This is a genomic window from Caulobacter sp. NIBR1757, from assembly GCF_027912495.1.
In the GTDB taxonomy this organism is placed as follows: domain Bacteria; phylum Pseudomonadota; class Alphaproteobacteria; order Caulobacterales; family Caulobacteraceae; genus Caulobacter.
On the sequence record NZ_CP115463.1, the window covers coordinates 2,004,592 to 2,018,925 of the forward strand.

Below are 14,334 nucleotides of genomic sequence, written 5' to 3' on the forward strand. Positions count from 1 at the left end.
AGTTCGACTCGATGACGCTCGCCGCCACCCTGCTGTCCGCGCTCGCGGCCAGCCTTCTCCAGACATCCGCCCCGCCGGAACCGGCCGGCGCGCCGGCGCCCGACGAGGTCGAAGGCGACGTCACCGCCGTCGAGGTGAAGGGGGTCCGGCCGCGCGGCAGCGTCACCGTCGACGTCGACCCGGAAGTCACGCTCAGTCAGGAGGACATCAAGGCGCTCGGCGCCAACAACATCGGCGAGCTGGTCGAGCAGCTGTCGTCGCTGACCGCCTCATCCAGCGGGCGCGGCGGGGGACAGCCGATCGTGCTGCTCAACGGCCGTCGCACCTCCGGCTGGCAGGAAACCCGCAGCATTCCCAGCGACGCCATCGAGCGCACCGAAATCCTGCCCGAGCAGGTGGCGCTGTCCTACGGCTACCCGGTCGACCAGAAGGTGATCAACGTCGTCCTGAAACCCGTCTTCCGCCAGGCCTCGGGGCGGCTGGAAGGCGGCGGGCCGACACAGGGCGGGGCCGAGAAGGGCAAGATCGGCGGCAGCTATTTCCAGGTCTACAAGGGCGACCGCTGGAACCTGGACATCGAATACGAGCGTCAGAACGCCCTGTTCGAGGATGAGCGTGACATCGTCCGCGATCCCGGCAGCCGCCCCTACGACCTGACCGGTAACATCACCGGACTGCCGTACGGCGCCGAGATCGATCCGGCCCTTTCGGCCCTGGCCGGCGGTCCCGTCACCGTGGCGGCCGTTCCGGCGGGCAACACCAGCCCGGGTCTGGTGGACTTTCTGGCCGGAACCGCCCGCACCGACGACCTCACCGCCTTCCGCACGCTCTCGCCGGACGTCGAGCGCGTCCAGATTGAGGGCTCGGTGGCGCATGATCTCAACGGCAAGACCCAGGCGACGCTCAGCGCCTCGCTGCAGGACCGCTCGACCCTGTCCTACCTCGGCCTTCCGACCGTCGGCCTGATCCTGCCGGTTGGCAATCCCTACTCGCCGTTCGGGGACGATGTTCAGCTGTTCCGCTACATCGATGCGCCGAACGCCATGACCCGCACCAGCGATGTCCTGACCGCCAAGGCCGGGATCGTGCTGGACGGCTATGTCGCCGGCGACTGGCGCTGGTCCCTGACGGGCGACTACAACCGGGTGCAGAGCGATACGCGCACGGGACGCGGCTACTCGGCCGCCGCCTTTCAGAGCCAGCTAAACGCCGGCGCCTTGGCGGCCAATCCGTTCGGCGACCTCTCCGGCCTGACCCTGTTGCCGGCCGACACGGCCCATTCGGTGAACACCACCGGCTCCCTGGAATTCATGCTCATGGGCCGGTTGTTCGACCTGCCCGCCGGGCCGGTTCAGTCGGTCATCACCGTGGGATGGGACACCCGTTCGCTGGAGTCCGAGAGCCTGCGCTCGAACGTGCGGATCGACCGGTCGCTGTCGCGTGATCGCTACTATGGCAAGGCGGACATCTTCGGCAGCCTGATCAACCGCGGCGAGGGACCGCTCGGTGGGCTCGGCGAGCTGTCGGGCAGCATCGGCGCGGAATACTACGAGGCGTCCGACTTCGGCGGCCTGTTCAACGCCAACGCCAGCCTCAACTGGTCGCCCTGGGAGCCGCTCGGATTCAACGCCTTCTACAGCCAGGAACGCGGCGCGCCCGACCTGGGCCAGCTCAACGATCCCATCCTCTCGACACCCAACCAGCCTGTGTTCGATGTCGCCACCGGCCAGACGGTGCTGGTGACCTATGTCACCGGCGGCAATGCGGCCCTGGTCGCCGACAGCCGCCAGGTGGCGCGGTTCGGCCTCAACCTGAAGCCGTTCGCGGCCCGGGAGCTGCGCCTGAACCTCAGCTATGTGTGGTCCCGCACCGATGACGCCATCAGCAGCTTTCCGGCCATCACGCCCGAGCTGGAGGCCGCCTTGCCGGGCCGTTTCACCCGCGACGGCGCCGGCCAGCTGATCGCCCTCGACGCCCGGGCGCTGAACTTCAGCCGCACGGAGCAGCAGGATGTGCGCTTCAACCTGTTCTACAGCTTCGCCTTCGGCAAGCCGACCGCCCCGGCCGGCGGACGCGGGCGGCCCGGCGACCCTGGTGGTCCAGGCGTCGCCCCCGGTGGCGGTCCGCGTCCCGGTGGCGGACCACGCCCTGGTGGCGGCCCGCCTGGTCCGGGCGGCCCCGGCGGCAACGTCATGGTCATGGGTCAGGGCGGTCCCGGAGGACCGCGCGGACCAGGCGGCGGCATGCGCGGGGCCAGCTTCAGCATGCTGCCAGGCCAGGGCCGGGTCATCCTGCACCTCAACTACCGACACCGGATCCAGGACGAGATCGAGGTGCGTCCCGGTCTTCCGGTCATCGACCAGCTGAAGAGTGGTCGGGGCGCGCAGGACGAGGTCAACGGCTTCATGCGGGTCTTCAAGGACGGCAACGGCGCCGGCCTGACCTTCAACTGGCGCGGCGAGAGCCGGATCGACGGCGGTGTCGGCGGGACGGACCTGACGTTCAAGCCCTTCGCCACCGTCGGCTTCGATGTCTCGACGGAACTGAGCGCCCGCGAGGGACTGATGAAGGCCGCGCCCTGGTTGAAAGGGACCCGGCTGGAACTGCGGTTCAGCAACCTGTTCGACGCGCGCCAGGACGTCGAGAGCAGCAGCGGCCAGACCCCGCTGAACTACCAGCGCGACTACCTCGACCCCAACGGCCGAAGCGTGACGTTCACGGTCCGCAAGGTCCTGTTCTAGACGTCCTCCCGGTTCGGCCGGCCGAGGCGACGGGCCAGCACCGCCGCCGCCACCATCAGCGCTCCGACCGCCAGGAAGCTGGCGGCGCGGATCACGCCGTCGAGGCTGGCCATGTCGAAGAGCAGCACCTTGCCTGCGGTAAAGAACAGGATGCCTAGCGCCATCCAGCGTAGCGACCGCTCCCGCCGGGCCGAGCCCAGGGCCAGCAGGCCGGCCCCGAACAGAGCCCAGAGCGCCGAATAGGTCCAGGTCTCCAGACCGATGCTGGTCGTGGCCCGCAGGTCGGCCGGATGGAAGCCGAAGCAGGCCGCCAGGGTGACGGACACCAGGGCGAAGGCGGCTGCGATAACCAGGGCCATCTCGCGGCCGCGGCCGGTCAGGGCGCGTGCGTTGAGGACGGCAAGGCCGGTCAGGGTGAGCAGGGCCGGGAAGGCGATCCAGGGCGCGCCGAACGGGACGCCGGCCAGGCCCCACCAGGGCGCGTGCAGCACGCCGACCAGCAGGAAGACCAGCGGCAGGGCGACGAGGCTGATGACGCTGGCGGCCTGCCCGGCGTCGTTGCGGGCCGGAGCGGGAGCGAAGCGGCGCAGGACCAGGGGCATGACGGCGATCAGCAGGCCGATGGTCGTCCATTCGGCGAAGCTGGTTTCGCCGGACCACAGCCGCGGGCCGTGGAACAGATGGCGCAGCTCCAGCAGGGCCCAGACGAAGGCCATGACGGCGGCCGCCGCGCCATAGAGGCGGGCTGGCAGCAGTTCCGGCCGCCTGTAGAGGCGGGTGGCGGCGACGCCGAGCACCGCGGCCGGGGCCATGTAGGCGAGCAACAGAGTGTTGATCAGCGGGACCGCCTCGATGGCCTGGTGGTCGACGCCCCACCAGGGGTTCAGCCAGAACAGCGGGCCGCTGAGGAAACTGGCCAGGGCCATGCCGATCAGCACATGCGGCCCGAAGCGGGCGATGACGCCCCTGGCCTCGCGCAGCATCAGCAAGGCCGAGGCGCCGGCCATGGCCAGCAACAGGGTGCGCAGGGCCGATTCCATCAGCAGGCCGATGGCCGGGCTCTCGCCGGCGGCGGCGAAGCGCAGGGCCAGGAAGGCGCCGATCAGGCCAAGCCCGATCCCGGCGGCGGCCAGCACCTGGCGCGCGGCGCTGATCGGCGGGGCGGGGACCAGGCGCCAGGCGGCCAGGCCGCAGAGGGCGGCGCCCGACAGGCAGGCGGCGACGGCGCGGCCGGCCCCGCCGGCGCTCTCCAGGCCGGCGAGCACGAAGTCGGGAGCCAGGGCGGCGGAACTGGCCAGTCCGACCGCGGCCATGGCGGCGATCCCAAGGCCCAGCCAGTCAAGCCGACGCTGGGCGACGGCGAACCCCAGGGCCATGGCGGCGAAGGCGGCTGGACGGTTCCAGTCGGGCGCGGCGATGAAGACGGCCAGCAGCAGGCTGGCCGCGGCCGACAGGGTCCAGGCGTCCTGGTGACGGTCGGGAACCGCGCGCCGACCGAGCAGGATGGCGGCGCCGAGGGCGGGCAGGGCGCCCAGCAGAACCATCCCAGCGCCCGGCAGGCTGGGCAGGCCGAAGCCCGCCAACTGGGCCAGCAGGACGGCGCCGATGGCCAGCGGGGCCGGGGCGGCGTCCAGCCGGGGTTCGCGAAAGACGCTCAGCCCGGCGGCGGCGAGGCCTACGATCGCCAGCAAGGCGCCGATCCGGGCGACGATCACGACCGTCCCATGCGCCACGCCGATGTCGAGGGCGAGGCCGCCGACCAGAAGGGCGGTCGGCAGCGCCAGCAGCCAGCCGCTGGTCCAGCCGCGGCGGGCCGCGATGGCGACCATGGCGGTCAGGACAAGGGCGCTAGCGATGGCGCCGGCGACGATGGCGGCGTCGCGGACCGCGCCGAACAGGACGAACAGGCCGAAGGTGGCGAGGCCGAAGGCGACAGGCAAGATGGCGGCGGTGAGGAGCCGCGACTCGCCGGTGCGCCGTTGCCGCCAGGCCAGGGTCAGGCCAACCAGCGCCAGCGGAGCCAGGGCCTGGCGCCAGGGCTCGCCCGCCCAACAGGTCGCCAGGTGCAGGACCAGGGCGCCGGCGCTGGCGGCGAGGGCGGTTGTCTCCCACTGACGGCGCTGGGCGACGACCAGGCCGGCGGCGGCGACGCCCAGGGTGTGCAGCATCAGGGCGGCGTCGCCCCAGGCGTCGAAATCGGTGATCAGCGGGGCGATGAAGGCCCCAAGCAGGGCCATCAGGGCCAGCGGCTCACGCCGGTCCCGGGACAGCGCCAGCAACAGGCCTGAAACGGCCAGCAGCAGCACGGCGGCCACCGCGCCGCCGATGTAGTGGTAGAGGGCGAAGGCCGCCCACAGGGTGGCATAAAGGGTGCTGGCCCCGGCCCCGGCCAGCACCGCCGAGGCAAGCGCCTGCTGGCGCGGTCCAGGCCGGCGGCGCAGGACCTCGGAGGCGGTGAGCATCAGCCCGGCCAGGCCGACCGCCGCGATCAGCCGCACGACCGGATTGAACCAGCCCTGCTGGGCCGCGTAACCGACCAGGAACACCCCGCCGAGCACCAGGGCGCCGCCGCCCAGCCAGGCCAGGCCGCGTTCGGCCAGCAGTTCGCCGAGGTTGATACGCGGGGGTTCGGGACGGACAGGGGCTGGCCTGGGAGGCGGCGGTTCCGGCTCCACATGGTCTCGCCAGGACGGCGGGCGCCGGGCGGCGAGGGGCGGCGTGGGGGCGGCGACTTCCGGTTCGGGCGCCGCGGCTTTCGGGGCCCGGTCTTCGCTCAGGCGGTCGAGGCGCGTCACCGTGACGGGGAACTCCAGCCGCTCCAGCCGCTCGTTCTGTTGGGAGACCTGCCGGCGAAGCCCCTTCTGCTCTTCCCAGAGCCGCCAGAGGGCGATGGTCAGGACGAATATGGCGACCCAGGTCATGCGGGCATCCTCCGTTGCCGACACAACATCATACCGGAGTTGAAAATGCAAGTGAGCGCTCACTTACAATGTTCACATTGCTTGTGAGAGGCTTCCGCGCCGTTTTCAGCGCTGACGCATGGCGACGAGACTCGTCGGCCTTGGCCTGTCCTCCGGCGGGAGGCGCCAAGCCGATACAATGCGAACGTGTTCAGGGGAAAAATTTGGAGGCCCGACCCGGAATCGAACCGGGGTAAACGGATTTGCAGTCCGGCGCGTAACCACTCCGCCATCGGGCCTCACTTCCGCCGACGCTGGCGGAGCGTCGGGGAGGCGGTTCGCTATCAGAGGCGAGCGCCAAGAACAAGCATTAGCGATGCTTCCATTGCGTTCCCCTTAAGGCCGGACCTATAAGCCGCACCAGCAAACGCAGCGCTTTCTCCGAGGGATTCCATGGCCGCCGATTTCGCCGCCGCGCGCGAGAACATGGTCGAGAGCCAGGTCCGCACCGCCGATGTCACCGACCTGACCATCACCGACGCGATTCGCCACGTCGCCCGCGAAACCCTGTTGCCGGCCGGCAAGGCCGCCGGGGCCTACGCCGACACGGAAGTCGAGTACGCCCCGGGCCTCTATCTGATGCGCCCGCGCGATGTCGCCAAGCTGCTGCAGACCCTCGGCCCCAAGGCCGGCGAGCGGGCCCTGGCCATCGCCGCCCCCTATGCGGCGGCGGTGCTGGAGGCCATGGGCCTCACCGTCACCCGCCTCGATGGCGAGGACCTGACGGCGGTCAGTGGCGGGCCCTATGACCTGATCATCAGCGAAGGCGCGGTCTCGACCGTGCCGGAAGCCTGGACCGGTGTGCTCGCGTTGCACGGGCGTTTGGGAATCGTCGAGCGGACGGGTCCCGTTGGCCGCGCGATGACCTATGTACGGTCGGAGGATGGTGTCGGTGGTCGGTCGGTGTTCGACTCGGCGGCCCCGCTGTTGCCCGGATTTGCGCCCAAGGCGGCGTTCGCCTTCTAGGGTCTGGCCTGCGACGGTTCGCGACTTTGGCGAGAACCCTGCGGTGCTGTAATCCTGCGGCAACGTTCGTGCGTGAAAAAAGCTTAACTGGCCGCGACTGGCGGCGAGACTTACAGGCGATCATATAAGGGCGGCGTCGTCGCCTCTGGGGATAGTTCTAATGTTCAAGAGCCGTAAGGCCGGACTGTTGGCCGCCATCTGCACCGCCGGACTTCTCGCCGGCACGGCCGCGCCGGCGTTTGCCGAGTCGCTGGCCGACGCGATCGCGCTGGCCTACCAGACCAACCCGACGTTGCGCGAGCAGCGGGCCAACCTGCGCGCCCTCGACGAAACCGTCGTCCAGGCTCGCAGCGGCTACCGTCCCGACATCAGCGCCAGCGTCAACTACGGCATCAGCTACGACCGCTACGGCACCCCCCAGGGCAGCATCTTCACCGGCTTCAGCGATGACACCCGCGGCTCCTCGACCAGCGCCGCCATCACCATCGACCAGCCGCTCTACACCGGCGGCCGCGTCCGCTCGCAGATCAGCGCCGCCCAGGCCGACATCGAGACCGGCCGCCAGAACCTGCGCACGATCGAATCGAACATCCTGAGCCAGGTGATCCAGTATTACGTCGATGTCCGCCGCGACATCGAGTCGCTGCGCATCGCCGATGAGAACGTCGCCGTCCTGCAACGGCAACTGGACGAGGCCCGCGCCCGCTTCGAGGTCGGTGAAATCACCCGCACCGACGTCGCCCAGGCCGAAGCCCGTCTGGCCGCCTCCAAGGCGCAGCAGTCGAACGCCCGCGCCCAGCTGGCCATCAGCCGCGCCAACTACGCCCAGGTCGTCGGCCAGAACCCGGGCGACCTCGACGCCGAGCCGTCGCTGGCCGAGCTGCTGCCCGCCAGCATCGAGGATGCCTTCGGCATGGCCGAGGAGAACAACCCCGGCCTGCTCGCCGCCAACTACGCCGAACAGGCCAGCCGCGCCCGCGTCGCCCAGGCCAAGGCCGCGACCCGGCCCAGCATCAACCTGCGCGCCCAGGCCGACGGCTCGGGCAGCTCGCCGACCAACGACCCCTTCGACGATTTCAGCCGCGGTGTCTCCGGCCAGCTGTCGCTGTCGGTGCCGCTGTTCACCGGCGGCCAGATCTCCTCCTCGATCCGTCAGGCCCAGGAGCAGAACAATGCTGACGCGGCCGCCATCGAAGGCGCCCGCCGCGCCGCCCAGCAGGATGTCGCCCAGGCCTGGAACCAACTGCTCGGCGCCCGCGCCGCCCTGGCCAGCAACGAGGAACAGGTCCGCGCCGCCCGCATCGCCTTCGAAGGCGTGCGCCAGGAGGCCCAGGTCGGCCTGCGCACCACCCTGGACGTGCTGAACGCCCAGCAGGAGCTGCGCAACGCCGAACTGGCCCTGATCAACGCCCGCCGCGACGAATACCTGGCCGGCGCCTTCGTGCTGGCCGCGATCGGCAAGCTGGAAGCCCGCTGGCTGACCCCGGACCAGACGCTGTACGATCCCAAGACCTCGTACAAGAAGGTCTACCGCAGCTTCGGCTGGGTGCCGTGGGAACCGGCGGTCGCCGCCGTCGACCACGTTCTGGCGCCCAGAATCGGACCGGCGCCGGACGAAGCGGTAAAGACCGCGAACAAGTGAGTTTGCGCGGCCTAAACGGACGCGTAAGACTTATCACCGCACCTATTTGCAGGAAGTGATGGCAGAGCTTACGCTTTGCCATCAGTCCGGATTCGCTCCGCTCAAGCCCAGGCCCGTCAAAATGTCCGACCAGACCGCCCAGGAACCGACGATGGAGGAAATCCTGGCCTCTATCCGCCGCATCATCTCCGAAGATGACGCGCCGCCGGCCGAGGCCCAGGCAGCTCCCGAGCCGGCTATCGCGCCGGCCCCCGTCGAGCCGGAGGACGAGGACGTCCTGGAACTGACCGACGCCATCGAGGCCTCGGCCCCGCTGGAAACCCATGGCGACCTGGACGTCTACGAACCGGCCGAGCCGGAGCCGGCCTGGTCGCCGGAACCCGAGCCCGCGCCGGCGTTCAGCGCCCCGGAGCCGGAACCCGCGCCCTACACCCCGCCGCCCAGCTACAGCGCGCCGCATGAGGACGACGAGCTGATCGGCGCCGCCGCCGCCAGCGCCACGGCTTCGGCCTTCGGTCGACTGGAAGCCGCCCTGGCGATGCCGGCCCCGGGCCGCAGCCTCGACGACGTCGTTCGCGAGCTGCTCAAGCCGCTGCTCAAGCAATGGCTGGACGAGAACCTGCCGCGCATCGTCGAGGCCAAGGTCGCCGAGGCGGTCGAGAAGCTGCAGCGCGGTCGAGTATAGGAACTTTCCCTTCTCCCGCTCGTCGGGAGAAGGTGGCCGCGTAGCGGCCGGATGAGGGCAGCACCGGCTTATCCGGGCTGCCCTTAATTGCGTTCAACGTCCGGCTCCTGTGCTGCCCTCATCCGAGCCCCTTCGGGGCCCACCTTCTGCCGACAAGCGGGAGAAGGGCTTGAACGCGCCGCCCACAGCTACGATAGACACCGCCATGCTTGAGAAGACCTTCGACCCGAAAACCGTCGAGCCGCGCCTGTACGCGGCCTGGGAACAGTCGGGCGCCTTTGCGCCGACCGATAACCCGAACGCCGAGCCGTTCAGCATCGTCATCCCGCCGCCCAATGTCACCGGCAGCCTGCACATCGGCCATGCGCTGAACAACACCCTGCAGGACGTGCTGATCCGCTTCCAGCGCATGCGCGGCAAGGCGGCTCTTTGGCTGCCCGGGACCGACCATGCCGGCATCGCCACCCAGATGGTCGTCGAGCGCCAGCTGGCCGAGGCCGGCAACATGGGCCGCCGCGACATGGGCCGCGACGCCTTCATCGCCAAGGTCTGGGAATGGAAGGCGGAAAGTGGCGGCACGATCGTCAACCAGCTGCGCCGCCTGGGCGCCAGCTGCGACTGGTCGCGTGAGCGCTTCACCCTCGACGAGGGCCTGTCCGCCGCCGTCCGCAAGGTCTTCGTCCAGCTGCACAAAGAGGGGCTGATCTATCGCGACAAGCGCCTGGTCAACTGGGACCCCCACTTCCAGACCGCCATCTCCGACCTCGAGGTCGAGCAGAAGGAGGTCGACGGCGCCTACTGGCATTTCGCCTATCCGCTGGAGGATGGCTCGGGCGAGATCGTCGTCGCCACGACGCGGCCGGAGACCATGCTGGGCGACACCGCTGTCGCGGTTCACCCGGACGACGAGCGCTACAAGGGTCTGGTCGGCAAGATGGTCCGGCTGCCGATCGTCGGCCGCCTGATCCCGATCGTCGCCGATGAGTACGCCGATCCAGAGAAGGGCAGTGGGGCGGTCAAGATCACGCCGGCGCACGATTTCAACGACTTCCAGGTCGGCAAACGGCACGGGCTTGAGGCGATCAACATCCTCGACGCCTACGGCAAGATCAACGAGAACGCCCCGGAGGAATTCCGAGGTCACGACCGTTTCGCCGCCCGCAAAATGATCATTGAGCAATTCGAGGCGCTCGAACTGCTGCGCGGCATCGAAAAGACCCGCCACCAGGTTCCCCACGGCGACCGGTCCGGCGTCGTGATCGAGCCCTGGCTGACGGACCAGTGGTACGTTGACGCCGAGACGCTGGCCAAGCCGGCGATCAAGGCCGTCGAGGACGGCAAGACCGTCTTCTCGCCGAAGAACTGGGAGAAGACCTACTTCGAGTGGATGCGGAACATCCAGCCCTGGTGCATTTCGCGCCAGCTGTGGTGGGGGCATCGCATCCCCGCCTGGTACGGGCCGGATGGCCAAATCTTCGTTGAGGAGACAGAGGAGGCGGCCCAGGCCAGGGCGGACGCGCACTATGGTCAGCCAACAGCGCTGAGCCAGGACGAAGATGTCCTCGACACCTGGTTCTCGTCCGGCCTGTGGCCCTTCTCGACGCTGGGCTGGCCGGAGAAGACCTCGGACCTCGAGCGCTTCTATCCCACCCACACCCTGGTCACCGGCTTCGACATCATCTTCTTCTGGGTCGCCCGGATGATGATGATGGGCCTGCACTTCACGGGCGAGGTCCCGTTCCAGCGGGTGGTCATCAACGCCCTGGTCCGCGACCAGACCGGCGCCAAGATGAGCAAGTCCAAGGGCAACGTCATGGATCCGCTGGTCCTCATCGACCAGTACGGCTGCGATGCGGTCCGCTTCACCCTGACCGCCATGTCGGGCCAGGCGCGGGACATCAAGCTCTCCGAGCAACGCATTGAAGGCTATCGCAATTTCGGCACCAAGCTGTGGAACGCCACCCGCTTTGCGCAGATGAACGGCTGCGTCCGCGTCGAGGGTTTCGACCCCGGCGCGGCCGAACAGACGCTTGCCAAGTGGATCCGAGGCGAGACGGCGAAGACGGCGGCGGAAGTCACCGCGGCGCTGGAGGCCTGCGCCTATGACGAGGTCGCGAACGCCCTCTACCGCTTCATCTGGAACGTCTTCTGCGACTGGTACCTGGAGCTGGCCAAGCCGATCCTCAACGGCGCGGATGAGGCGGCCAAGGCCGAGATCCAGGCGACCACCGCCTGGGTCCTCGACCAGTGCCTGCTGCTGCTGCACCCGGTCATGCCCTTCATCACCGAAGAGCTGTGGGAGAAGACGGCCGAGGAAGGCCCGGCCCGCGCCGGCTTCCTGATGACCGAGCCATGGCCTGACTACCCGGCCGACTACATCGATGCGACGGCCGAGGCCGAGATCGGTTGGGTCGTCGCGCTGGTCAGCGAGGTGCGTTCGCTGCGCGCCGAGATGAACGTTCCGCCCGGCGCCCGCGTGCCGCTGACCCTGGCCGGGGCCGGCGATGAGGCGGCGGCCCGCCTGGACCGCCACCGCGACCTGATCCTCAGCCTGGGTCGCCTGCAGAGCGCCGACCTGGGCGAGGCGCCGGCCGGCTCGGTGCCGTTCGTGATCGGCGAGGCCACCGGTTCGCTGGCGGTCGCCGACTTCATCGATCTGGCCGCCGAAAAGGCCCGCCTGACCAAGGAGATCGCCGGCCTTGATGCCGACATCGAACGGGTCAACCGCAAGCTGGGCAATCCCGACTTCCTGGCCAAGGCCAAGGAAGAGGTGATCGAGGAAAACCGCACCAAGCTGGCCGACGCCGAAGCGGCAAAGGCCAAGCTGGGCGCGGCGCTGAAGCGGCTGGAAGGCGTCAGCTAGGCTTCACGACCTCGGTGACCCGGCGGATCAGCTCCACCAGGCTGGCCCGCCGGAAGCCGAGCAGCAGGACGGCGGCGAAGGCCAGGTTGGTGCAGGCGGCGGCGAACAGACCGCCGCCGTCGTTGTTGGGATCAATGCCCAGCGGCGTGAACAGGTGGAAGCTGACCGCCCCCATCATCACCGGCAGTCCGGCCAGCGCGCCGCCGGCCTGCAGGTGCTTGAAGCGCGGGTGCAGGCCGAGGATCAGCAGGCCGGACGCCAGCAGTTCGATGCTGCCGATGACATACTGGCTGAACAGGCCCGTGTGGCCAAACAGGCCCGGCGCGCCGATGACGCCGGCCCAGCCGTCGAGCCGACCGAAGATCTCCTGGGTCTTGGGATGGTCAGTGAACTTGTAGCGCAGGCTGTCCAGGAAGATGACGGCCATGAAGACGGCCATGGCGTCGGGCAGGTATTTCCAGACCTTCTTCATTGTCCCAGCACCTTCGGCCAGTTGGCGTTGCCCTTGGCGATGAAGCCGGGGATGTCCTTGGACCACTTGGCCTGAATGTCGTCGTTGTAGTTCAGGTACAGCTTGCCGCCGACGATCTTCCAGTTCCGGGGATCGCCCTTGGCCGTGTAGTTCTGGGCCACGGCCCAGGCGCAGTAGCCGCCGAACTGCGGGGCATAGGCCTTCGGATTGGCCTTGAATTTCGCCAGGTTGGCGGCCGAGCTGAACTTCCAGGTCGCGCCGTTCCAGTCGGTTTTAAAGGCGTCGGTTCCGACGACGGGTTTTCCCTGGGTAAAATAGGCGACGGTGTCGTAGCCGCCGACTGCCACGTTGTTGAGGGCCGGTGTGTAGACGGCCGGCTTGGCGGCGGCGGCGAGGGTGGGGGTCATCAGCGGACCTGCCAGGGCGAGGGCGGTGAGGGCCCCAACAACGATAGGGGGGGCGAGGCGTTTCATCGTGGTTCCTTTCAGGCGACCTGGGCGTCGTTGGCGAACGGGGGGTCCAACGGTGTTTCGGCCAGGTGGTTGACGTAGTTGCTCAGGGTCTTGAGGCCGACGGCGAGGACGACATCCAGCGCCTGGGCGCGGGTGAAGCCGGCGGCGGTGAAGGCGGCGATCTCGGCGTCGGAGAGGAAGCCGCGCTCGCGGACCATGCGGACCGTGAAGGCGCGCAGGGCTTCGAGGCGCGGGTCGGGCAGGGAGCGACGGTCGCGGATCGACCGGATGTCGGCCTCCGGCAGGGCGGCGGCGCGGGCCCGGTGGGCGTGGGCCGGGGTGCAGTAGTGGCTGTCATGCTCGACCGAAACGGCGAGAAGGACCAACTGCTGTTCGGCGGGCGTGAAGCTCGACTTGGCGAAGATGGCGGAGAGGGCGAAGTAGCCCTCGAGCAGCTGGGGGCTTTCGGCCATCTGGGCGGCGAGGGCGGGGACGTAGCCGACGGCCTTCTGCGCCTGCTCCAGGAAGGGCTTGGAGGCGAAGGGGGCGGTCGCGCGGCTGTGGAGTGTGAAATCGGCCATAGCCAAGGGATAGGCTCATCGCTGGCGCGTGATAATCCGGCGCTTGCGCATATGATCTATGCCGTGACAGCATGAATTATGGACCGCCTCACCGCCCTGCGCCTGTTCCTGAGGGTTGCCGAAACCGGCAGCTTCAGCCGCGCCGCCGCCGAGGCCGGGGTCGGCCAGTCGGTGGCCAGCCGCGCGGTGGCGACCCTGGAGAGCGAGCTTGGCGGTCGGCTGATGAACCGCACCACCCGCAGCCTGGCGCTGACCGAGGCCGGGCAAAGGGTGCTCGAACATGCCCGGACCATGGTCGCCGAGTCCGAGGCGATGGAGGCGGCGGTGCGCGGCGCCGAGCGCGAGCCAGTGGGCCTGTTGCGGGTCTCTGCCTCGGTGGCCTTCACCCGGGCGGAGCTGGCGCCGGTGGCGGGCGATTTCCTGGCCGCCTTTCCGCGAATGCGGCTGGACCTGATGGCCCGTGACGACCGGGTGGATCTGATCGCCGAGGGTGTCGACCTGGCCCTGCGGCTGGGCGCCCTGGAGGACAGCCGGCTGACGGCGCGTTGGCTGGGCCGCTATCCCCGTATCGTCGTGGCGGCGCCGGGCCTCGAGACGGCGCACGGCGCGGTGGCCTCGCCGGCTGATCTGGCGGCCTGTCCGACGATCAGCCTGACATCGTCGGCCTTTCCGACCCGCTGGCCGCTGGCCAACGGCCGGGAGAAGGCGGAGGTCGAGATCAGTCCAGTCATCCGCACCGCCAACGGCGATGTCCTCGCCGATCTGGCGCGCGCCGGTCTCGGCGCCGCCCTGGCCCCGGGCTTTCTGGTCAAGGCCGACCTGGAAGCCGGCCGCCTGGTCCGCCTGCTGCCCGGCTGGAGCGCGCCGCCCCTCGACCTGTCGGCCGTCTGGCACGGGCGCGGCCTGCCGCGAAAGGCCCGGGTGTTTCTCGACTTCATCGCCGCGCGGCTGGGCGTGAACTGAGCAATCAAA

At 69.3% G+C, this 14,334-nt stretch carries 10 protein-coding genes and 1 tRNA gene; 6 read left to right on the forward strand and 5 right to left on the reverse strand.

Going from position 1 to position 14,334, the window contains the following annotated elements:
- The first annotated feature begins 11 nt into the window (after positions 1-11).
- On the forward strand, positions 12-2,741 hold the full coding sequence (locus O5I81_RS09850; RefSeq protein ID WP_271068770.1) for a Plug domain-containing protein: 2,730 nt from the start codon (positions 12-14) through the stop codon (positions 2,739-2,741).
- On the opposite strand, the gene O5I81_RS09855 is transcribed toward O5I81_RS09850, so the two are convergent.
- Together O5I81_RS09855 and O5I81_RS09860 are read right to left on the reverse strand one after the other, a co-directional pair.
- Positions 2,738-5,662: a DUF2339 domain-containing protein gene (locus tag O5I81_RS09855; RefSeq protein WP_271068771.1), complete on the reverse strand. Its 2,925-nt coding sequence runs from the start codon at positions 5,660-5,662 to the stop codon at positions 2,738-2,740. The genes O5I81_RS09850 and O5I81_RS09855 overlap by 4 nt on opposite strands.
- Positions 5,663-5,866: 204 nt before the next feature.
- Positions 5,867-5,940, reverse strand: a tRNA-Cys gene (locus tag O5I81_RS09860).
- Between the two features lie 154 nt (positions 5,941-6,094).
- Here O5I81_RS09860 and O5I81_RS09865 point away from each other — a divergent pair.
- The 4 genes from O5I81_RS09865 (at position 6,095) to O5I81_RS09880 (ending at position 11,857) form a co-directional block, all read left to right on the forward strand.
- A complete protein-coding gene (locus O5I81_RS09865) occupies positions 6,095-6,667 on the forward strand; it encodes a protein-L-isoaspartate O-methyltransferase (protein WP_271068772.1) in 573 nt (190 codons plus the stop codon).
- Between the two features lie 160 nt (positions 6,668-6,827).
- Positions 6,828-8,309 (forward strand): TolC family outer membrane protein, encoded by a 1,482-nt coding sequence (locus tag O5I81_RS09870; RefSeq protein ID WP_271068773.1) that lies wholly within the window; start codon positions 6,828-6,830, stop codon positions 8,307-8,309.
- Positions 8,310-8,430: 121 nt separating this feature from the next.
- Positions 8,431-8,994 (forward strand): DUF2497 domain-containing protein, encoded by a 564-nt coding sequence (locus O5I81_RS09875; protein ID WP_271068774.1) that lies wholly within the window; start codon positions 8,431-8,433, stop codon positions 8,992-8,994.
- Positions 8,995-9,199: 205 nt separating this feature from the next.
- Positions 9,200-11,857 (forward strand): valine--tRNA ligase, encoded by a 2,658-nt coding sequence (locus O5I81_RS09880; protein WP_271068775.1) that lies wholly within the window; start codon positions 9,200-9,202, stop codon positions 11,855-11,857.
- Here the strand turns inward: O5I81_RS09880 and O5I81_RS09885 are convergent.
- The 3 genes from O5I81_RS09885 to O5I81_RS09895 all read right to left on the reverse strand — a co-directional run bounded on the left by O5I81_RS09885 (position 11,850) and on the right by O5I81_RS09895 (position 13,362).
- Positions 11,850-12,329, reverse strand: coding sequence for a hypothetical protein (locus O5I81_RS09885; protein WP_271068776.1), 480 nt, complete (start codon positions 12,327-12,329; stop codon positions 11,850-11,852). The two genes, O5I81_RS09880 and O5I81_RS09885, sit on opposite strands and share 8 nt — an antisense overlap.
- A complete protein-coding gene (locus O5I81_RS09890; RefSeq protein ID WP_271068777.1) occupies positions 12,326-12,736 on the reverse strand; it encodes a YHS domain-containing (seleno)protein in 411 nt (136 codons plus the stop codon). The genes O5I81_RS09885 and O5I81_RS09890 overlap by 4 nt, the downstream gene beginning before the upstream one ends.
- 77 nt (positions 12,737-12,813) lie before the next feature.
- A complete protein-coding gene (locus O5I81_RS09895) occupies positions 12,814-13,362 on the reverse strand; it encodes a carboxymuconolactone decarboxylase family protein (protein ID WP_271068778.1) in 549 nt (182 codons plus the stop codon).
- 78 nt (positions 13,363-13,440) lie between these two features.
- Between O5I81_RS09895 and O5I81_RS09900 the strand changes: the two genes are divergently transcribed.
- Complete coding sequence (locus O5I81_RS09900) at positions 13,441-14,325, forward strand: LysR family transcriptional regulator (protein ID WP_271068779.1); 885 nt, start codon at positions 13,441-13,443, stop codon at positions 14,323-14,325.
- The last annotated feature ends 9 nt before the right edge of the window (positions 14,326-14,334 follow it).

Coding starts and splice junctions, on each gene's coding strand:
- O5I81_RS09855 (WP_271068771.1), bottom strand. CDS start 5,662: ATGACCTGGGTCGCCATATTCGTCCTGACCATCGCCCTCTGGCGGCTC.
- O5I81_RS09900 (WP_271068779.1), top strand. CDS start 13,441: ATGGACCGCCTCACCGCCCTGCGCCTGTTCCTGAGGGTTGCCGAAACC.
- O5I81_RS09865 (WP_271068772.1), top strand. CDS start 6,095: ATGGCCGCCGATTTCGCCGCCGCGCGCGAGAACATGGTCGAGAGCCAG.
- O5I81_RS09885 (WP_271068776.1), bottom strand. CDS start 12,329: ATGAAGAAGGTCTGGAAATACCTGCCCGACGCCATGGCCGTCTTCATG.
- O5I81_RS09895 (WP_271068778.1), bottom strand. CDS start 13,362: ATGGCCGATTTCACACTCCACAGCCGCGCGACCGCCCCCTTCGCCTCC.
- O5I81_RS09850 (WP_271068770.1), top strand. CDS start 12: ATGACGCTCGCCGCCACCCTGCTGTCCGCGCTCGCGGCCAGCCTTCTC.
- O5I81_RS09890 (WP_271068777.1), bottom strand. CDS start 12,736: ATGACCCCCACCCTCGCCGCCGCCGCCAAGCCGGCCGTCTACACACCG.
- O5I81_RS09880 (WP_271068775.1), top strand. CDS start 9,200: ATGCTTGAGAAGACCTTCGACCCGAAAACCGTCGAGCCGCGCCTGTAC.
- O5I81_RS09875 (WP_271068774.1), top strand. CDS start 8,431: ATGTCCGACCAGACCGCCCAGGAACCGACGATGGAGGAAATCCTGGCC.
- O5I81_RS09870 (WP_271068773.1), top strand. CDS start 6,828: ATGTTCAAGAGCCGTAAGGCCGGACTGTTGGCCGCCATCTGCACCGCC.